We start from the raw sequence: 18,858 nt of genomic DNA on the forward strand, positions 1-18,858 counted from the left end.
AGGCCCTTGACCCCACAGGACTACGCGCGCTTTCAGTGACGGCGCGTTCGACTGCACAGCCAGGTATTAAGCATTGCGCCGCACGTACTGAAAACCGCGGATGGCTTCCGACGGCACTTCCCGCACGCCTTCCATGCCCAGCCACCAGGCAGTACCGCGACATGGGAATTGCACGTAAAACGGCTGTCCCATTTGCGGCGTGGTGATTGAGACATTTTTCTCCCAGGCCAGCGCGATAATGCGGTCGAAAGGTTCGTGCCAGGCGTGCATGGCCAGGTCAAAGGTGCCGTTATGGACCGGCAGCAACCAGCGACCGCGCAGGTCAATGTGCGCCTGCAGGGTTTCTTCAGGCTGCATATGCACGTCAGGCCAGTCGACGTTATAGGCACCGGTCTCCATCAACGTCAGGTCGAAAGGCCCGTATTGCTCACCGATGGTTTTGAAGCCGTCGAAGTAACCGGTATCGCCACTGAAGAAAATCCGCTGATGCTCATCGTGCATAACCCATGACGCCCAAAGGCTGCGATTGCCGTCCAGCAGCGTACGGCCGGAGAAATGCTGGGAAGGCGTTGCGACAAACTGCATGCCATGCACTTCGGTGGATTGCCACCAGTCCAGTTGCTGAATCTTGTGCGTCGGCACGCCCCACTCCATCAAGGTATCGCCCACGCCCAGCGGCGTCAGGAAGTGCTCGGTTTTAGCCTCCAGTGCCCTGATCGTCATATGGTCGAGATGATCGTAATGGTTATGGGACAGAATCACTGCCTTGATCGGCGGCAGCTCTTCCAGGCTGATCGGCGGCTGGTGGAAGCGCTGCGGCCCCGCCCACTGCACCGGCGATGCACGCTCGGCGAACACCGGATCAGTGAGCCAGAAAACCCCGCGCATTTTCAGCAAGACCGTGGAGTGTCCCAAGCGGTAGACCGTGTAGTCCGGCGCAGCCAGAAGCTGTTGGCGCGAGAGTGGTTGCACTGGAATTTCCCCCGAAGGTCGGGTGACCGAGGGCTTCTTGAAAGCCATGTTCCAGAAAATCCCCAGCGTCTTGAAAAAGCCCATCCGACTCATGGGCACGGGGTTGCGATAACGGCCCTCGTGCTTTTGCAGGGTCGGTAAAGGCTGAGCTGACGAATGTTCTGTGATCTTGGTCATGGTCTGCTGACTCCGGGAGTTTGCCGCGCTGCTCATCATCGCCGCCGCTTTGCAATAGCGGAAAAGGCAAATAATGTGTAACCTGTTTTTACACTACACAGTGTAGTTTTAAGCTTGCATCATCAGCGATGACAAGTAAACTGCCGAGTGTACTTTTATCAAAACACTTGTTTGAAGCGAGACCTATGACTGCCCCCCTGCGACTCACCGACCGAAAACGCGAAGCTATCGTGCTGGCCGCCATTGCCGAGTTTCGCGACACCGGGTTTGAAGTGACCAGCATGGACCGCATTGCCGCACGGGCCGAGGTTTCCAAACGCACGGTCTACAACCATTTCCCCAGCAAGGAAGAACTGTTCGCGGAAATTCTCCAGCGCCTCTGGTGCCGCATTGGCGAGAATGGGGATTCAATCTATCGGCCGGGTGTGACACTGCGTCATCAGTTGCGCGTTATGTTGCAGGCCAAAATGCAGACGCTCTCTGATACCAACTGCCTGGACCTTGCGCGAGTGGCGCTGGGGGCCACGATTCATTCACCCGAACGTGCACAAGTCTGGCTGGCACGCCTGGATGAGCGTGAAGAAACCTTCGCCGCCTGGATCCGCGCCGCCCAGGCCGATGGTCGACTCAAGGCCGCCGACCCGACGTTCGCCGCCACCCAGATGCATGGTCTGCTCAAGGGCTTTGCGTTCTGGCCTCAAGTGACTTTCAACAGGCCGGTATTGAGTGCAGAACAACAAGCCGATGTCATTGAATCGACGCTGGACATGTTTCTTGGCTGGTACGAAATACCGGTAGCAAAAACCTAAGACTTTGCCAGCACTCGCGCCACGATTGCGCGGCGTTGCTCAATGGATTCCCGGAGTCGCTCGCTGGCCAATGCCAGGACTTCGGCGGGCGCAGTTGACGGATGACCTGCATTGAAAGGCGCTGCTGGAGCGTACTCCAGCTGCAGCTGCACGGTCTGCGCCTGCACTTCTCCAAACAGTTCGCCTACCAGCGTCAAAGCAAAATCAATTCCTGCGGTCACCCCGCCACCGGTCATCAGGTTGCCATCGCGGACCACCCGCTCATGCACCGCGATTGCGCCAAAACTCTCCAGCAATTCATGCGAGGCCCAGTGAGTCGTCGCCCGCCTGCCCTTCAACAGCCCGGCTGCGCCCAGTACCAAAGCGCCGGTGCAGACCGACGTCAGGTATTTCACGGTCCGGGCCTGTTCGCGGATGAACGCCAGGGTTTGTTCGTCTTCCAGCAAGGGGTCGATGCCCTGCCCGCCGGGAATGCACAGCACATCGAGTGGCGGGCAACCGGCGAAAGTCTGAGTGGGCTTGAATTGCAGGCCGGTACTGGAATGCAGCGCGTCAAGGTCTTTCCAGATCAGGTGCACAGTCACGTCGGGCGTCGAGGCAAATACGTCATAAGGGCCGGTCAAGTCCAGCTGTTGCACTTTTGGAAATATGAGCAAGCCGATGTGCAGAGTCATATGAAGTCCGCTTGAGGTTGGGGTAGACGCAGTGACTTTAGCCACTTAGGCTCTGGCGGGTACGCCATACAACCCACTAATCACGCCAACTTCATTAGACCTGCGCTCATGCTCGCACAATCCCGAACCGTGCATATCCTGGCCTTCCCCAATGTTCAGATTCTCGACGTCTGTGGTCCGTTGCAGGTGTTTGCCTCGGCCAACTTACAGGCTCAGCAGCAAGGCTTGCCGGCGCCCTACCAGATGAAAGTCATCGCCGCGCAGCATCAGGCAATAGAGTCTTCAGCCGGATTGGGCTTGCTGACGTGGCCTTTGCCGTTACCCGGTGAGCGCAGCGATACTCTGATCGTGGCTGGAGGGCGCGGCGTACAGGCAGCGGTCGGCGATGCCGAACTGGTGCGCTGGCTGCAGCAACGCGCCAGCGCCACCAGACGCGTCGCCTCGGTGTGCAGTGGCGCGTTTCTGTTGGCCGCGACCGGCTTGCTCGACGGCCGCCGCGTTGTGACCCATTGGCACAGTTGCGAGGCGCTGGCCCGGCAATACCCGGCGCTACGGGTCGATCCCGATCCGATCTTCATCAATGACCAAGGGTTCTGGACCTCGGCAGGGGTAACGGCGGGTATCGATCTGGCCTTGGCGTTGGTCGAGGAGGATCTGGGCCACACCATGGCACTGGCCGTGGCGCGTGATCTGGTGGTGTTCCTCAAGCGACCGGGCGGCCAGTCGCAGTTCAGCGCCACATTGTCGATGCAACACGCCAGCGTCACGGACGATGGACGCTTTGCCGATCTGCATGGCTGGATCATCGAAAATCTGACCAGCGACCTCAGTGTTACCGCTCTGGCTGCAAAGGTGGGCATGAGCGAACGCAGTTTCGTCCGTCACTACCGCACACAAACCGGCATCACCCCGGCCAAGGCCATCGAACAACTGCGGGTTGAAGCGGCCCGACGGTTATTGGCGGACAGCACACTGCCTATCAAACGCGTTGCGGCGCGGTGTGGGTTTGGCAGTGAAGAGACAATGCGCCGTAGCTTCTTGCGCGGGCTTGGGGTGACGCCGATGGCTTATCGGGAGCGGTTTAGCGGGTGATGAATTTCAAGATTCCAGCTTGGAATGCGGTCCTGTGGGAGCGGTGCTTGCCCGCGATAAGGCTGGACGCGGTTCACTTCAGATCGCGTCCAGCCTTATCGCGAGCAAGCTCTGCTCCCCAAGGAATAACAGTCGTGGGACCGGCTTTAGCCGGGAAAGGGCCGGTACAGGCGCAGCATTTCTATCGTCAGGAATGCAGCCTTCCCGGCTAAAGCCGGTCCCACGTCAGCTTGCGGGCAAACATGGAATCCCCACAAACTCATCAACAACACAGCCTCGCGAAGAAAACTATTTTCATATATTGATTTATCTTTTTGATTTCGTGTAATTTATTTTCATCACGAAAACAGAGATAACAATAATGACTGCCTGTGATCGCCGCTGCTCCACCCCTGCTCCAGCGTGCAAACCTTTAGCGATACCTCTGCCGAGTTTTTCCGGAACGCCTCTTCACTGACGGGTTAATCCTGCCTGTGCTGAGCCATTCGATCACCTCTCTCTGCAAGGAACCGCTCTATGCCGCCGTCCGCTGGTATTTCACTGTTGGCTTACGCTGCCGTCGCGATCATCGCCCTGATCGTGTTGATTGCCCGTTATCGCCTCAACCCGTTCATTGTCATCACCCTGATTTCAGTAGGCCTGGCTCTGGTCGCCGGCATGCCTGCCACGGGGGTCGTTGCGTCGTATGAAGCCGGTGTTGGCAAGACCCTCGGGCACATTGCTCTGGTCGTGGCACTAGGCACCATGCTCGGCAAAATGATGGCTGAATCCGGCGGTGCAGAGCAGGTGGCGCGGACCTTGATTGACCGCTTCGGCGAGCGCAATGCGCACTGGGCCATGGTCTGCATCGCCTTCCTTGTGGGCCTGCCGCTGTTCTTCGAAGTCGGCTTCGTGCTGCTGGTACCGATTGCTTTCACCGTGGCGCGTCGGGTTGGTGTTTCGATCCTCATGGTCGGCCTGCCGATGGTGGCCGGTCTGTCGGTGGTGCATGCGCTGGTGCCGCCGCACCCTGCGGCGATGCTGGCGGTTCAGGCCTATCAGGCGTCGGTCGGGCAAACCCTGTTCTATGCCATTCTGATCGGCATTCCTACCGCGATCATTGCCGGTCCCCTGTACGCAAAGTTCATCGTGCCGCGTATCCAGTTGCCCGCCGAGAACCCACTGGGCAAGCAGTTTCTGGACCGCGAACCGCGTCAGCAACTGCCAGGCTTTGGCCTGACTATGGCCACGATTCTGTTACCCGTGGTGCTCATGCTGTTGGGCGGCTGGGCCAACCTGATCAGCACGCCGGGCAGTGCCTTCAACAGTTTCCTGCTGTTCATCGGCAACTCGGTGATCGCCCTGCTGCTGGCCACCTTGCTAAGCTTCTGGACACTGGGTATCGCCCAAGGCTTCAACCGCGACTCGATTCTGAAGTTCACCAATGAATGTCTGGCGCCGACGGCGAGCATCACGCTGCTGGTGGGTGCCGGTGGTGGCTTGAACCGGATTCTGATCGACAGCGGCGTCACCAATGAAATTGTTGGTCTGGCTCAAGAGTTTCATCTCTCGCCGCTGCTCATGGGCTGGCTGTTCGCCGCATTGATGAGGGTTGCTACGGGTTCAGCGACGGTGGCCATGACCACGGCTTCGGGTATCGTTGCCCCCGTGGCGCTCGGTCTTGGCTATCCCCATCCGGAGTTGCTGGTGCTGGCAACAGGCGCAGGTTCGGTGATCTTTTCCCACGTCAACGACGGTGGTTTCTGGCTTATCAAGGAGTACTTCAACATGACCGTGGCACAAACCTTCAAAACCTGGACGGTGCTGGAGACGTTGATTTCCATTGTCGCGTTCGCCCTGACGCTCGGCCTGGCTCAGGTGCTCTGAGTGGATATTCTTTACCAGATCCGCGCGCGTCAGGACTCACTCAGCGCGGGAGAAAGCCGGATTGCCAGACTGATCCTCAGTGACATGGCGTTTGCCGCCAGCGCCAGCCTCGACGAGCTGGCCAGACGGGCCGAAGTCAGCAGTGCCACCCTCTCGCGTTTTGCTCGCAGCATCGGCTGCCGGGACCTGCGCGACCTGCGCCTGCAACTGGCTCAGGCCAGTGGCGTCGGCAGCCGCTTTCTCAAGCCCGAGCAAGCGCCAGAGCAGTCGGCGTTTTTCACGCAGATCGTCGGCGATATTGAATCCACGCTGCGTCAGCAACTGGCCGGGTTTGACGAGTCGCGCTTTGCCGCCGCCGTCGCACTGGTCAGCAAGGCGCGGATGATTCATGCGTTTGGCATGGGCGGCTGTTCTAGCCTGTGCAGCGAAGAATTGCAGACCCGACTGGTGCGTCTGGGTTATCCCATCGCCGCCAGCCGTGATCCGGTGATGATGCGCCTGATCGCCGCAACGCTTGGGCCGGAACACAGCCTGATTACCTGTTCGCTCAGCGGTCGGACGCCGGAGCTGCTGGACGCTGTGAAACTGGCCAGCAGCTATGGCACTAAAATCCTGGCCATCACCCTGCCCGACTCACCATTGGGGCAAATCGCCGATGTGGTGTTGCCGTTGCAGATTGCCGAAACCAATTTCATCTACAAACCCACCGCCGCCCGCTACGGCATGCTGCTGACCATCGATGTGCTCGCCACCGAACTGGCCCTGCTCGCCCCTGAAGAAAATCAGGAGCGACTGCGGCGGATCAAGCTGGCCCTCGATGACTATCGCGGCGGTGAAGACGGCTTGCCGCTTGGAGACTGAACCATGCTTTATGACCTGATCATTCGCGACGCGCTAGTGATCGATGGCAGCGATAGCCCCGGTTTCCGCGCCGACGTGGCAATTTACGAGGGCCGCATCCTGCGTGTCGGCCCCTTGGAAGGCGCGAAGGCAAAAGAAGAAATCAATGCCGCAGGCCGCGTCCTGGCGCCAGGCTTTATCGATGTGCACACCCACGACGACACGGTAGTGATTCGCCATCCCGCAATGCTGCCCAAGATCAGCCAGGGGGTCACGACAGTGATTGTCGGCAATTGCGGAATCAGCGCCTCACCGGTTTCCCTGGCCGGGGATCCACCTGATCCGATGAACCTGCTCGGCAGCGCCGCCGCATTCGTTTACCCCCGTTTCAGCGACTATCGCAATGCCGTGGACGAGGCGCGTCCTGCAGTCAATGTCGCCGCACTGATCGGCCATACCGCGCTGCGTAGTAATCACATGGACGATCTGCAGCGCACCGCCAGCCCGGAAGAAATCAGCGCCATGCGCGAACAGCTGCGCGACAGCCTTGAAGCCGGTGCGCTGGGTTTGTCTACCGGGCTGGCTTACGCTTCCGCGTTCTCCGCAGAGACCACCGAGGTCAAGCAACTGGCCGAAGAATTGACCGCGTTCGGTGCGGTGTACACCACTCACTTGCGCAGCGAGTTCGAGCCGGTGCTGGACGCCATGGATGAGGCCTTCGACATCGGCCGCCACGCCAAATCGCCGGTGGTTATCTCCCACATGAAATGCGCAGGCGCCGGTAACTGGGGACGCAGCCCGCAGTTACTCGCCTCGCTGGAAAAGGCCGCTCAGACTCATCCGGTGGGCTGCGACTGTTATCCCTACGCCGCCAGTTCGTCGACACTGGACCTCAAGCAGGTAACTGACGCGTTTCGCATCACTATTACCTGGTCAACACCGCACCCGGATCAGAGCAGCCGCGACCTGAAAGACATCGCCGCCGACTGGCAACTGTCGCTGCTGGATACCGCCCGCAAGCTGCAACCGGCAGGTGCGGTGTATTACGGCATGGATGAGCAGGATGTCGAACGGATCATGAGTCATCCGCTGTCGATGATCGGTTCTGACGGACTGCCGGAAGATCCGTTTCCGCATCCACGTCTATGGGGAGCGTTTCCCCGTGTGCTCGGGCATTTCAGCCGCGATCTGGGGCTGTTCCCGCTGCATACCGCCGTGCACAAGATGACCGGACTATCGGCAGCGCGCTTTGCCTTGCATGAACGCGGCCTTATTCGCGAAGGCTACTGGGCGGACCTGGTGTTGTTCAATCCTGAAACCGTGCGCGACGTCGCCGACTTCAAAGACCCGCAACGCGCCGCCGAAGGCATCGACGGGGTGTGGGTCAATGGGCAATTGAGTTACGCAGACGGCAAGGCGCAGGGTGAGCGGCAAGGAAGGTTTTTGCCGAGGAGTGGGTCGCTTATCGAGGGGTTTCTATAGGAATGGGGTCTAGCTGTAAGAATTGTGCTTGCCTTAGATTTGGTAACCCAATCTAAGGCAAGCACAAACACTGACAGTTAAAACCCACTCCAAACCAGAACTAACCCACCACCACACCCCGGCACTCGCCAAACCCGATCGACACCTGCCCTTCACGCTGACAACGGGCGCGCAGGATCACCTCATCTCCATCTTCGAGAAAACGCCGCACTTCACCACTCGGTAACTCGACGGTGTGCTTACCGCCCTCGGTCATTTCCAGCAGGCTGCCAAATTGCCCCGGCTGCGGGCCAGACAAGGTGCCGGTGCCGAACAGGTCGCCGGGTTGCAGTTTGCAGCCATTGACGCTGTGGTGGGTGAGCATCTGCGCCACGGTCCAGTACATGTTCAAGGTGTTGCTGCGAGCCAGAACCTGAGCCGGTAAACCCTGGGCTTTCATCTGCCGGGTCAACAAAAGCACCTCCAGTTCGATATCCAGCGCACCACCCTGCTGATCGGCTTCATCCAGCAGGTACGGCAACGGCTGCGGGTCACCCTCGGGCCGCGCCGGTTGCGGACAGCGGAACGGCGCCAGCGCTTCGGCCGTGACCACCCAGGGAGAAAGGGTCGTGGCAAAGCTCTTCGACAAAAAGGGTCCCAGTGGCTGGTATTCCCAGGCTTGCAGATCGCGGGCCGACCAGTCGTTGAGCAGGCACAACCCCGCGATATGCTGCTGCGCATCGGCGATCCCGATGGGCTCGCCGTCTGGGTTGCCTGGGCCAACCCAGACGCCCATTTCCAGTTCGTAATCCAGTCGTTTACATGGGCCGAACTGGGGGACGTCCTGATCGGGCGGAAGCGTCTGGCCATCGGGACGTTTGACCGGGCTGCCGGACACACACAGCGTCGAAGCGCGGCCATGGTAGGCAATCGGTACGTATTTATAGTTGGGCAGCAGCGGATTGTCGGGACGGAACAGCTTGCCGACGTTCATCGCGTGATGAATGCCGACATAGAAATCGGTGTAATCGCCAACACGAGCAGGCATGTGCAACTGACATTCGCTCATGGGATGCAGCAGCAACTTGCTGGACGCTTGCAGACGCGCCCGCTGTGGGCTGTGTTCGTCCAGCAGATGCAGCAATTCACTGCGCAACGCTCGACGGCCATGAGCACCGAGGGCAAAAAAATCATTCAACTGATCGCGACTGGCAGCCTCGGCAGCCCCACGCGCAGCGCCATTGAAAAAGCCCGCTGCCAGGGCCGCTTGCAGATCGAAAATAGAATCCCCGATCGCTACGCCACCACGCCTGGCAGAATCGCCCCGACTGAAAACGCCCAGCGGCAGGTTCTGCAATGGAAAATCAGCATGGCCGTTGGCGGAAGTCACCCAACTGCGGCTGTGTGCAGGCGTATTCATCTCGGCATTCCCTTAGTGAAGGTCTTCGCCATGCCGGTCCAGCAGGCGTCGTAATCGGTTTGCAGGTGCGGGCATTGCAGGGCATGCAGGCTCGGGCGCAAGACTTTGCCGGTCTCGAACATGAAGGCCATGGTGTTATCGATCTTGTGTGGCTGTAATTGCGCAGCCGTGGCTTTTTCAGCCGTGGCGTTATCCGGGCCGTGGGCGCTCATGCAGTTGTGCAGCGATGCGCCGCCGGGCATGAAGCCCTCGGCCTTGGCATCGTATGCACCTTCGATCAGGCCCATGAATTCATTCATCAAGTTGCGGTGAAACCATGGCGGCCGGAAGGTGTTTTCGGCCACCATCCAGCGCGGCGGGAAGATCACGAAATCGATATTGGCCTGGCCATGCACGGCGCCCGGAGAAGTCAGCACGGTGAAAATCGATGGGTCAGGATGATCGTAACTGACGGTGCCAATGGTGTTGAAACGGCGCAGATCGTACTTGTAAGGCACGTTGTTGCCATGCCACCCCACCACGTCGAAGGGTGAGTGATCGAGCTGCGTGCTCCACAGTTCGCCGAGGAATTTCTGCACCAGGGTTACCGGCTCATCGCGCTCTTCGAACCAGGCGATGGGCGCGAGAAAATCCCGAGGGTTGGCCAGCCCGTTACTGCCAATCGGCCCCAGCTCAGGCAGGCGCAACGCGCAACCGTGGTTTTCACACACGTAACCTCGGGCCGCCGCATCCAGCAACTGCACGCTGAAGCGCATGCCACGGGGCAACACGGCGATTTCTTGCGGTTCGATATCGAGCAGGCCCAGTTCAGTGACAAGGCGTAAACGGCCCAGTTGCGGGACGATCAGCCATTCACCGTCGGCGTTGAAAAAAGCTCGCTGCATCGAGGCCGTGGCGACATAGTTGTAGAGCGTCACGCCCTCAGTCTGATCGGCGGCGTGGGTGCTGGCCATGACCTGCAGGCCATCGATGAAGTCCGTCGGTTCGGACGGTAAGTCAAAAGCATTCCAACGCAGACGATTAGGCGTAACCGGCCCCATTTGCTGGCCGATGATCTGTCGATCCAGCCGCTGATAATGGGGATGGGCAGCAGAGGGTTTGATGCGATAAAGCCAGGTTCGTCGGGCTTCTGCACGGGGTACGGTAAACGCGGTGCCTGACAGCAATTCAGCGTACAGACCCAAAGCGTGCTTCTGCGGTGAGTTCTGCCCCAACGGCAAGGCCCCAGGCAGCGCTTCACTGCTGAACTGATTACCGAAGCCCGATTGATAAACCAGCGGCTCGGGAGACTGATGAGTAAACATCGGAACCTCTTTTTGTTTTTATAAGTTATTGCGCTGTGTCCATGACACCGAATGACCTGTAGGAGCTGCCGAAGGTTGCGATGACGGTGTGTCAGGATAAATGTTTCGCAGCCTTCGGCAGCTCCTACGGGGAATGCATTTCAATTCCGCAAATTGCATTATTTTCAGGGGCAGCACGGGCAAAAAATTACACTTAACAGAAAACGATTACGCATAACGTAATTTGAGTTTGAAAGCCGGTCAAGCTATAAAGCAGCCTTCTCAGACCGGCGTAGCTCGTCCCACTTTGAAATGAGCGTAATGACCACAGACACCGAAAGCCCCGCAGGCGGGCGTCAGCAAAAGGTTCAGGCCGCAGAAGTCGGCATGGGCATCCTCAAGGCGCTGGCCGAACTGGCACCCTCCACTTCACTGTCGAAGCTGGCTGAACACGTGGCCATGCCCGCCAGCAAAGTGCATCGCTATCTGCAGGCGCTGATTGCCAGTGGTTTCGCCGAGCAGGATGCGGTTACCAACCACTACGCACTGGGCCGTGAGGCGCTGTATGTGGGCCTGGCTGCGGTGGGTCACCTGGATGTGCTGAAAATCGCCGCACCGCATTTGGCGGTGTTGCGCGACGAGCTAAATGAAACCTGCTTTCTGGCGGTGTGGGGTAATAAGGGCCCGACAGTCGTTTATGTCGAACCTTCAAGTGGTGCGGTGACCCTGGTGACTCAGGTCGGCTCGGTGCTGCCCCTACTCGGTTCCTCTACAGGACTGGTGTTCGACAGCTTCCTCACGAACAGCGAAACCGCTGAGCTGCGAGATCAGGAGTCGGTTCATTTAAACGCTGCGCAATTGCGTGAGATTGAGCAACACCTCAGCGATATCCGCAGCAACGGTGTGCATCAGATTCGCGGGTTGTTGATGGCGGGAGTCAATGCGGTGTCCTCACCGCTCTTCAGCGTTGGCAACAAGCTCGCCGGGGTGATCACCATGGTGGGATCGGCGTCAGTGTTTACCGACGAACGCCAGGCTAAAGCAGCACAGCGGCTGCGGGCGACGGCGCGGGTGATCAGCTCGCGGATGGGTGGGGATGTTTCATTGTTCCAGTGATGGATGCAGGGCGTTATCTGGAATGGGTTTTAACTGGGAAAGCAGTGGTTGCCTTGGATTGGGTTCGCAAATCATCGCGAGCAAGCTCTGCTCCCACAGGGCCGTATTTTCAACTCAAGAAGGGTGTAAATACGTTCTACTTGTGGGAGCGAGGCTTGCCCGCGATGGTGTGTTAACCCAATCTCAGTCAAGCCCCGAACCCACAGGCCGTATTTTCAACTCAAGAAGGGGGTAAATGCGTTCTACTTGTGGGAGCGAGGCTTGCCCGCGATGGTGTGTTAACCCAATCTCAGTCAAGCCTCGAATCCACAGGCCGTATTTTCAACTCAAGAAGGGTGTAAATGCGTTCTACTTGTGGGAGCGAGGCTTGCCCGCGATGGTGTGTTAACCCAATCCCAGTCAAGCCCCGAACCCACAGGCCGTATTTTCAACTCAAGAAGGGTGTAAATACGTTCTACTTGTGGGAGCGAGGCTTGCCCGCGATGGTGTGTTAACCCAATCTCAGTCAAGCCTCGAATCCACAGTTAAAACACTTTCCAGCCCTACTCCACCGCCAAAACCCCGCGCTTGATCTGGTCGCGCTCAATCGACTCGAACAGCGCCTTGAAGTTGCCCTCGCCGAACCCGTCATCGCCCTTGCGCTGGATGAATTCGAAGAACACTGGCCCCATCAGGGTTTCCGAGAAGATCTGCAGCAATAAACGCCGCTCGCCCCCATCAGAAGAACCATCCAGCAAAATGCCGCGGCTTTTCAGTTCGGCCTCCGGCTCGCCGTGGTCGGGCAAGCGGCCTTCGAGCATTTCGTAGTAGGTTTCCGGCGGCGCGGTCATGAAGCGCATGCCGATGGCTTTCAGCGCGTCCCAGCTCTTGATCAGGTCGTCGGTGAAGAACGCCACGTGCTGGATGCCCTCCCCATTGAACTTCATCAGAAACTCTTCGATCTGCCCTGCCCCTTTGGACGACTCCTCGTTCAACGGAATGCGGATCATGCCGTCCGGCGCAGTCATGGCCTTGGAGGTCAGGCCGGTGTATTCGCCCTTGATGTCGAAGTAGCGAATCTCGCGGAAGTTGAATAGTTTTTCGTAAAAGTTCGCCCAGTAAGCCATGCGCCCGCGATAGACGTTATGGGTCAGGTGATCGATAAACTTCAGGCCTGCGCCCACGGGGTGACGATCTACGCCTTCGATGAAGTTGAAGTCGATGTCATAAATCGAAGTGCCTTCGCCAAAGCGGTCGATCAGGTACAGCGGCGCACCGCCAATGCCTTTGATGGCTGGAAGGCGCAGCTCCATCGGCCCGGTGGCGATTTCCACGGGCTGGGCGCCGAGATCAAGTGCCCGCTGGTAGGCGACGTGGGAATCCTTGACGCGGAAAGCCATGCCGCACACCGACGGCCCATGCTCGGCGGCAAAGTACGATGCCGGGCTGTTGGGTTCGTTGTTGAGGATGATGTTGATATCGCCCTGGCGATACAGCACCACATCCTTGGAGCGATGCACCGCCACCTTGGTAAAGCCCATAATCTGAAACACAGGCTCAAGGGTATTGGGCGTCGGCGAAGCGAACTCGATGAACTCAAAGCCCATCAGGCCCATTGGGTTTTCATATAAATCAGCCATGGTCTGGCTCCTTGCTGGAAAGTGGATTAGCGTTTCTTCAACGTCCCTTTCCAGCGGGCGGCGCACAGGGGATGCCGCGCACGCTGCGTGCCAGGAAATCACCAAAGATCAATTGCAGGCCAAGAATTTTCATAAGGGACAGACTACTCCGGCTTGTCCGGTTGCGCATCGGGATGCGCCGCCTGAAATGCCCAATGGTCCAGTGCAAGCTTTTCAACCCGCAGGATGCGTGGGTACGGCGTCAAATCGACGTTGAAACGGCGGGCTGCGTAAATTTGCGGCAGCAGATAAACATCGGCGACGCTTGGGCGTTCCCTCTCAAAGCAGTAGCCCTGGTCGTCGATCATCTGCTCCACCGCCGCAAAACCTTCGCCGACCCAATGACCGATCCACTGATGGACCTCACCCTCGCTATGACCGAGCCCTCGCAGGTGATTCTGTACCGAGACGTTGTGCAGCGGATGGATGTCGCAGGCGATCAGCGACGCAACCGCACGCTGCCGGGCACGCAGCTCTCTATTTGAAGACAACAGCGGACGCTCGGGAAAACGCTCTTCGAGGAATTCGATGATCGCTGTGGATTGAGTGATGACGTGACCACCGTCGATGCGCAAAGCGGGCACACGGCCCTGCGGATTTATAGTCCGATATTCAGGTTTGAGATGTTCACCACCGTCACGAATCAGGTTGACCGGGATCGCGGTGTAATCCAGACCTTTCAACGCCAGCGCAATGCGCACCCGGTAACTGGATGTCGAACGGTAATAGGTGAACAGATCCAGTGGTTGAGTCATTTTTATTATTCTGTGGGACCGGCCGGGCGGCGTTCCGCTTTAGCCGGGAGGAGGCTCGCGTATTCACATCCCGCCAAAGCCCTTGGAAAATAACGTAAACGATTTACGTTATGCGTAAATTGCGCGATTACGATCAAGCTGTCAATCGCGCCTCAGACTAAAGGCCGAGTCGAAAACATGGACAGATCCGCCCGAAACCCTTAATGATGCAAGCTGCCTGATGCCCCAAGACTGCCCTATAAAAACAACACAGGGTCACGACGGATCATGAACATCCTCTACGACGAACGCGTCGATGGCGTGCTGCCGGTTGTCGACAAGCAACAATTGCTGGCTGAGTTGCAACGCCAGTTGCCGGACCTGGACATCCTCCATCGCCCGGAAGAACTGCGCCCGTACGAGTGCGACGGGTTATCGGCGTATCGCACCACGCCCATGCTGGTGGCCCTGCCCCGGCACCTTGAAGAAGTACAAACCCTGCTGAAAATCTGTCACCAACACCACGTTCCAGTGGTAGCTCGCGGCGCGGGTACGGGTTTGTCTGGTGGCGCGCTGCCGCTGGAAAAGGGACTGCTGCTGGTCATGGCGCGCTTTAATAAAATCCTCGAAATTGATCCCGCCGCACGTCTCGCCCGGGTACAGCCCGGCGTGCGTAATCTGGCGATTTCCCAGGCGGCCGCGCCTTACGAGCTGTATTACGCGCCCGACCCGTCTTCGCAAATCGCCTGCTCTATCGGCGGCAATGTCGCGGAAAACGCGGGCGGTGTGCACTGCCTGAAGTACGGCCTGACCGTGCACAACCTGCTCAAGGTGGAAATACTCACCGTCGAAGGTGAACACCTGACCCTTGGCTCCGAGGCGCTGGACTCCCCGGGCTTTGATCTGCTGGCCCTGTTCACTGGCTCGGAAGGCATGCTCGGCATCATTACCGAAGTCACGGTCAAACTGCTGCCCAAACCACAGGTGGCGAAAGTGCTGCTGGCGGCATTCGATTCCGTGGAAAAAGCCGGGCGCGCCGTGGCTGACATTATTGCGGCAGGGATCATCCCCGGCGGTCTGGAGATGATGGACAACCTGGCAATTCGCGCTGCTGAAGACTTCATTCACGCCGGTTATCCGGTCGATGCCGAAGCCATTCTGCTCTGTGAACTGGACGGCGTTGAAGCCGATGTTCATGACGACTGCGAACGGGTTCGCGAGGTGCTGACCAGGGCTGGTGCGACGGAGCTGCGCCAGGCCAAAGATGAAGCCGAACGCGTGCGTTTCTGGGCCGGTCGCAAGAATGCCTTTCCGGCAGTCGGCCGACTGTCGCCGGATTATTACTGCATGGACGGCACCATACCGCGCCGGGAATTGCCCGGCGTGCTGCAAGGCATTGCGGCCTTGTCCGAGGAATACGGCCTGCGGGTTGCCAACGTATTCCATGCCGGTGACGGCAACATGCATCCGTTGATCCTGTTTGATGCCAATCAGCCCGGCGAACTGGAGCGTGCCGAGGCACTGGGCGGCAAGATTCTCGAGCTCTGTGTAAAAGTCGGCGGCAGCATCACCGGCGAGCATGGGGTGGGCCGCGAGAAGATCAATCAGATGTGCGCCCAATTCAACAGCGACGAGCTGACCTTGTTTCATGCCGTTAAAGCCGCGTTCGATCCCGGCGGCATGCTCAACCCCGGCAAGAACATCCCGACCCTGCACCGCTGCGCGGAATTCGGCGCGATGCATGTGCACATGGGCAAGCTGCCCTTCCCTGAACTGGAGCGTTTCTGATGATTGCCGATTCGCTTGGTCATCACCCGGACAACGACGCCAGCGCCGCGCTGCTGGAGCAGGTCAATCAAGCTTTGCAGACGGCGACGCCGCTGCGAATCCAGGGTGGCAACAGCAAAGCATTTCTCGGCCGCGAGGTGGCCGGGGAAATACTCGATACACGCGCACACCGCGGCATCGTCAGCTACGACCCGACTGAGCTGGTGATCACCGCCCGTGCCGGAACGCCGCTGCAGGAACTGTGTGCGGCGCTGGATGCCGCCGGGCAGATGCTTCCCTGTGAGCCACCGCATTTTGGCGAAGCGACGGTGGGTGGCATGGTCGCGTCCGGGCTGTCCGGGCCACGCCGCCCCTGGGCCGGCTCCGTCCGGGATTTTGTGCTGGGCACGCGGGTGATCACCGGCCTGGGCAAACATTTGCGCTTAGGCGGCGAAGTCATGAAGAACGTCGCCGGTTACGACCTTTCACGTTTGATGGCAGGAAGCTTTGGTTGTCTGGGTGTCCTCACCGAAGTCTCTCTGAAGGTCCTGCCCAAGCCGCGTTTATGCAGCAGCATCGCGCTGGAAATGGACAGTGCTCGCGCCTTGGCACGCCTTGCCGAATGGGGCCAGCAGCCATTGCCCATCAGCGCTGCCAGTTTTGAAAACGGCATTCTACGCCTGCGTCTGGAAGGCGGAGAAGGCTCGGTGGCGGCCGCCCATGAACGGCTTGGCGGCGAACGTATCGACCCCGGTTATTGGCAGGAACTGAACGAGCATCAACTGGATTTTTTCACCAGTGGTTTACCGTTGTGGCGCGTATCACTGCCCAACAATACCGGCGTATTGGATGTGCCCGGCGAGCAATTGATCGATTGGGCTGGAGCCCAACGCTGGCTGAAGTCCGATGCCGACGGCGCAGTCATTCGCGCCACGGTCAGCGCCGCTGGCGGCCATGCCACCTGCTACAGCCATGGCTTGCAAGACAGCCCGTTCCAGCCGCTGCCCGCACCGTTGATGCGCTACCACCGCCAGCTCAAGGCCCAACTCGATCCCCACGGAATATTCAATCCGGGGCGGATGTACGCGGAGATCTGACCATGCAGACCACCCTGAGCAACCAGGCCCGAAGTTTGCCCCGTGCCGAAGAAGCCGAAAGCATTCTGCGCAGTTGTGTGCACTGCGGATTCTGCAACGCGACCTGCCCGACCTATCAATTGCTCGGTGATGAGCTGGACGGCCCTCGCGGGCGTATCTATCTGATCAAGCAGGTGCTGGAAGGCAACGAAGTCACCGAAAAAACCCAGCTCCATCTGGACCGTTGTCTATCGTGCCGCAACTGCGAAACCACCTGCCCTTCCGGTGTCGATTATCACAACCTGCTGGACATCGGCCGCGCCGTGGTGGACGCCGCCGTGCCTCGCTCACTGGGACAGCGGGCTCTGCGTGAAGGCCTGCGCCATGTGCTGCCCAATGCTGGATTATTCAAATCGCTGACGCAACTGGGCACGACATTCCGGCCCCTGTTGCCGGACAGCTTGAAAGTAAAACTGCCGACCCACATCGCTCAACCCAAAGCCCGCCCAGCCGTACGGCACGCGCGCAAAGTACTGATGCTTGAAGGCTGCGTGCAACCCGCTTTGTCACCCAATACCAACGCCGCCACGGCGCGGGTGCTGGATCGCCTGGGGATCAGCGTCACGCCCATCGTTGAGGCCGGTTGCTGCGGCGCGCTGGACTACCATCTGGATGCTCAGGCCGCTGGACTGGATCGCGCCCGGCGCAACATTGACGCGTGGTGGCCAGCCATCGAAAACGGTGCGCTGGCCATCGTTCAGACCGCCAGCGGCTGTGGCGCTTTCGTCAAGGATTACGGGCACCTGCTCAGTGGCGACCCGAAGTATGCCGCCAAGGCGGAACGGGTCAGCGGCTTAGCCAAGGACTTGGTGGAAGTGCTGCGCGAGGCGCCGCTGGAAACCCTCGGCATTCGCAGCGATTTGCGCCTGGCGTTTCATTGCCCCTGCACCTTGCAGCACGCGCAGAAACTCGGCGGTGCAGTGGAAAGTGTATTGTTGCGGCTGGGCTTCAACCTGACCGCCGTGCCCGACAGCCATTTATGCTGCGGCTCGGCAGGGACTTACTCGATCACGCAACCGGTGCTGTCCCGCCAGTTGCGCGACAACAAAATGAACGCGCTGGAAAGCGGCAAACCGGACGTGATCGCCACGGCGAACATCGGTTGCCAGACCCATCTGTCCGGAGCAGGTCGAACCCCGGTGCGGCACTGGATCGAACTGCTTGACGATGCTTTGCAGCCCATTGTTTAACAGCATCCCTTAACAACAACTCATGGAGTATTCGATGAAAACCAAAGCTGTGTTGACCCAGACCGAAGTGATCCAGATTCTAGCCGCAGCTCGCCAGGAAGCCATCAGCAACAACTGGCCGGTGTCCATCGCCGTGGTTGATGACGGCGGCCATTTGCTGGGCTTCGAACGTCTCGACGGCGCTTCGCCCATCAGCAGCTACATCGGCATCGAAAAAGCTCGTACCGCCGCGTTAGGCCGTCGGGAATCGAAAAGCTACGAAGAGTCGGTTAACGGCGGACGCACCGCGTTCCTTTCGGCGCCATTGCTGACCTCGCTGGAAGGCGGCGTACCAGTGATTGTCGATGGCGAGGTGGTTGGCGCAGTTGGCGTGTCAGGTGTTCAGGCGGCGCAGGACGCGCAAGTGGCAAAAGCGGGTGTTGCGGCGGTGAGTGCGGGGTAAGTTCAGGAGACGCGCTGCATCATCGGCTATGGCGGGCGAGCGGTCTGTGGGTAATTCCATGTTGGGCTGCAAGCTAATGTGACGACGTGGGACCGGCTTTAGCCGGGAAGAGGCAGGGACAATCGCTGGATGTGTGGCGTCTGACAGGCAGCTTTCCCGGCTGAAGCCGGTCCCACGTCGCCAATGTGTCCTGTGGTCAGAGCTTGACCGCGATGAAGGCG

16 protein-coding genes are annotated in these 18,858 nt (G+C 59.2%); 10 read left to right on the forward strand and 6 right to left on the reverse strand.

Annotated features, from left to right (window positions below; translation table 11 throughout):
- Window positions 1–66: 66 nt before the first annotated feature.
- On the reverse strand, window positions 67–1,149 hold the full coding sequence (locus H8S59_RS19720; RefSeq protein ID WP_187522523.1) for an MBL fold metallo-hydrolase: 1,083 nt from the start codon (window positions 1,147–1,149) through the stop codon (window positions 67–69).
- A gap of 185 nt (window positions 1,150–1,334) precedes the next feature.
- Here H8S59_RS19720 and H8S59_RS19725 point away from each other — a divergent pair, with 185 nt between their 5' ends.
- Complete coding sequence (locus H8S59_RS19725; protein ID WP_187522524.1) at window positions 1,335–1,958, forward strand: TetR/AcrR family transcriptional regulator; 624 nt, start codon at window positions 1,335–1,337, stop codon at window positions 1,956–1,958.
- Here H8S59_RS19725 and H8S59_RS19730 read toward each other — a convergent pair.
- A complete protein-coding gene (locus H8S59_RS19730; RefSeq protein WP_187522525.1) occupies window positions 1,955–2,632 on the reverse strand; it encodes a DJ-1/PfpI family protein in 678 nt (225 codons plus the stop codon). The two genes, H8S59_RS19725 and H8S59_RS19730, sit on opposite strands and share 4 nt — an antisense overlap.
- A gap of 108 nt (window positions 2,633–2,740) precedes the next feature.
- On the opposite strand from H8S59_RS19730, the gene H8S59_RS19735 reads away from it, so the two are divergent.
- From H8S59_RS19735 to H8S59_RS19750, 4 genes are all read left to right on the forward strand, one after another.
- A complete protein-coding gene (locus tag H8S59_RS19735; RefSeq protein WP_187522526.1) occupies window positions 2,741–3,724 on the forward strand; it encodes a GlxA family transcriptional regulator in 984 nt (327 codons plus the stop codon).
- Between the two features lie 516 nt (window positions 3,725–4,240).
- Complete coding sequence (locus H8S59_RS19740) at window positions 4,241–5,590, forward strand: GntT/GntP/DsdX family permease (protein ID WP_187522527.1); 1,350 nt, start codon at window positions 4,241–4,243, stop codon at window positions 5,588–5,590.
- Window positions 5,591–6,451 carry a MurR/RpiR family transcriptional regulator gene (locus H8S59_RS19745; RefSeq protein WP_095102486.1) on the forward strand — a complete coding sequence of 287 codons (861 nt, stop codon included), beginning with the start codon at window positions 5,591–5,593 and terminating at the stop codon, window positions 6,449–6,451.
- Between the two features lie 3 nt (window positions 6,452–6,454).
- A complete protein-coding gene (locus H8S59_RS19750) occupies window positions 6,455–7,912 on the forward strand; it encodes a D-aminoacylase (protein WP_187522528.1) in 1,458 nt (485 codons plus the stop codon).
- Window positions 7,913–8,012: 100 nt separating this feature from the next.
- On the opposite strand, the gene fahA is transcribed toward H8S59_RS19750, so the two are convergent.
- Together fahA and hmgA are read right to left on the reverse strand one after the other, a co-directional pair.
- Entirely contained in the window at window positions 8,013–9,311 is a 1,299-nt protein-coding gene (gene fahA, locus H8S59_RS19755; RefSeq protein WP_187522529.1) for a fumarylacetoacetase, read from the reverse strand.
- Window positions 9,308–10,615: a homogentisate 1,2-dioxygenase gene (gene hmgA / locus H8S59_RS19760; RefSeq protein ID WP_187522530.1), complete on the reverse strand. Its 1,308-nt coding sequence runs from the start codon at window positions 10,613–10,615 to the stop codon at window positions 9,308–9,310. The genes fahA and hmgA overlap by 4 nt, the downstream gene beginning before the upstream one ends.
- A gap of 300 nt (window positions 10,616–10,915) precedes the next feature.
- Between hmgA and H8S59_RS19765 the strand changes: the two genes are divergently transcribed.
- Window positions 10,916–11,710: an IclR family transcriptional regulator gene (locus H8S59_RS19765; protein WP_187522531.1), complete on the forward strand. Its 795-nt coding sequence runs from the start codon at window positions 10,916–10,918 to the stop codon at window positions 11,708–11,710.
- Between the two features lie 542 nt (window positions 11,711–12,252).
- Here the strand turns inward: H8S59_RS19765 and hppD are convergent.
- Both hppD and maiA read right to left on the reverse strand, forming a co-directional pair.
- Entirely contained in the window at window positions 12,253–13,329 is a 1,077-nt protein-coding gene (gene hppD, locus H8S59_RS19770; protein ID WP_187522532.1) for a 4-hydroxyphenylpyruvate dioxygenase, read from the reverse strand.
- A gap of 143 nt (window positions 13,330–13,472) precedes the next feature.
- Window positions 13,473–14,111: a maleylacetoacetate isomerase gene (maiA, locus tag H8S59_RS19775; protein WP_187522537.1), complete on the reverse strand. Its 639-nt coding sequence runs from the start codon at window positions 14,109–14,111 to the stop codon at window positions 13,473–13,475.
- Between the two features lie 279 nt (window positions 14,112–14,390).
- Between maiA and glcD the strand changes: the two genes are divergently transcribed.
- The 4 genes from glcD to H8S59_RS19795 are packed head-to-tail and all read left to right on the forward strand — an operon-like array spanning window position 14,391 to window position 18,637.
- Window positions 14,391–15,890, forward strand: coding sequence for a glycolate oxidase subunit GlcD (glcD, locus tag H8S59_RS19780; protein ID WP_187522533.1), 1,500 nt, complete (start codon window positions 14,391–14,393; stop codon window positions 15,888–15,890).
- On the forward strand, window positions 15,890–16,966 hold the full coding sequence (gene glcE / locus H8S59_RS19785; RefSeq protein WP_187522534.1) for a glycolate oxidase subunit GlcE: 1,077 nt from the start codon (window positions 15,890–15,892) through the stop codon (window positions 16,964–16,966). Before glcD ends, glcE begins: the two co-directional genes overlap by 1 nt.
- Before the next feature lie 2 nt (window positions 16,967–16,968).
- Window positions 16,969–18,195 carry a glycolate oxidase subunit GlcF gene (glcF, locus tag H8S59_RS19790; protein ID WP_187522535.1) on the forward strand — a complete coding sequence of 409 codons (1,227 nt, stop codon included), beginning with the start codon at window positions 16,969–16,971 and terminating at the stop codon, window positions 18,193–18,195.
- A 34-nt stretch (window positions 18,196–18,229) separates the two neighbouring features.
- The gene (locus H8S59_RS19795; protein WP_187522536.1) at window positions 18,230–18,637 is read left to right on the forward strand and encodes a heme-binding protein; all 408 of its coding nucleotides are present in this window, start codon (window positions 18,230–18,232) and stop codon (window positions 18,635–18,637) included.
- The last annotated feature ends 221 nt before the right edge of the window (window positions 18,638–18,858 follow it).

It is taken from the genome of Pseudomonas folii (genome assembly GCF_014357575.1).
In the GTDB taxonomy this organism is placed as follows: Bacteria; Pseudomonadota; Gammaproteobacteria; order Pseudomonadales; family Pseudomonadaceae; genus Aquipseudomonas; species Aquipseudomonas folii.

What these genes read in the sequence shown, in the direction of transcription:
- glcF (WP_187522535.1), top strand. Translation starts at nt 16,969, where the DNA reads ATGCAGACCACCCTGAGCAACCAGGCCCGAAGTTTGCCCCGTGCCGAA.
- glcD (WP_187522533.1), top strand. Translation starts at nt 14,391, where the DNA reads ATGAACATCCTCTACGACGAACGCGTCGATGGCGTGCTGCCGGTTGTC.
- glcE (WP_187522534.1), top strand. Translation starts at nt 15,890, where the DNA reads ATGATTGCCGATTCGCTTGGTCATCACCCGGACAACGACGCCAGCGCC.
- H8S59_RS19720 (WP_187522523.1), bottom strand. Translation starts at nt 1,149, where the DNA reads ATGACCAAGATCACAGAACATTCGTCAGCTCAGCCTTTACCGACCCTG.
- H8S59_RS19730 (WP_187522525.1), bottom strand. Translation starts at nt 2,632, where the DNA reads ATGACTCTGCACATCGGCTTGCTCATATTTCCAAAAGTGCAACAGCTG.
- H8S59_RS19725 (WP_187522524.1), top strand. Translation starts at nt 1,335, where the DNA reads ATGACTGCCCCCCTGCGACTCACCGACCGAAAACGCGAAGCTATCGTG.
- H8S59_RS19750 (WP_187522528.1), top strand. Translation starts at nt 6,455, where the DNA reads ATGCTTTATGACCTGATCATTCGCGACGCGCTAGTGATCGATGGCAGC.
- H8S59_RS19735 (WP_187522526.1), top strand. Translation starts at nt 2,741, where the DNA reads ATGCTCGCACAATCCCGAACCGTGCATATCCTGGCCTTCCCCAATGTT.
- hmgA (WP_187522530.1), bottom strand. Translation starts at nt 10,615, where the DNA reads ATGTTTACTCATCAGTCTCCCGAGCCGCTGGTTTATCAATCGGGCTTC.
- hppD (WP_187522532.1), bottom strand. Translation starts at nt 13,329, where the DNA reads ATGGCTGATTTATATGAAAACCCAATGGGCCTGATGGGCTTTGAGTTC.
- H8S59_RS19795 (WP_187522536.1), top strand. Translation starts at nt 18,230, where the DNA reads ATGAAAACCAAAGCTGTGTTGACCCAGACCGAAGTGATCCAGATTCTA.
- H8S59_RS19765 (WP_187522531.1), top strand. Translation starts at nt 10,916, where the DNA reads ATGACCACAGACACCGAAAGCCCCGCAGGCGGGCGTCAGCAAAAGGTT.
- fahA (WP_187522529.1), bottom strand. Translation starts at nt 9,311, where the DNA reads ATGAATACGCCTGCACACAGCCGCAGTTGGGTGACTTCCGCCAACGGC.
- H8S59_RS19740 (WP_187522527.1), top strand. Translation starts at nt 4,241, where the DNA reads ATGCCGCCGTCCGCTGGTATTTCACTGTTGGCTTACGCTGCCGTCGCG.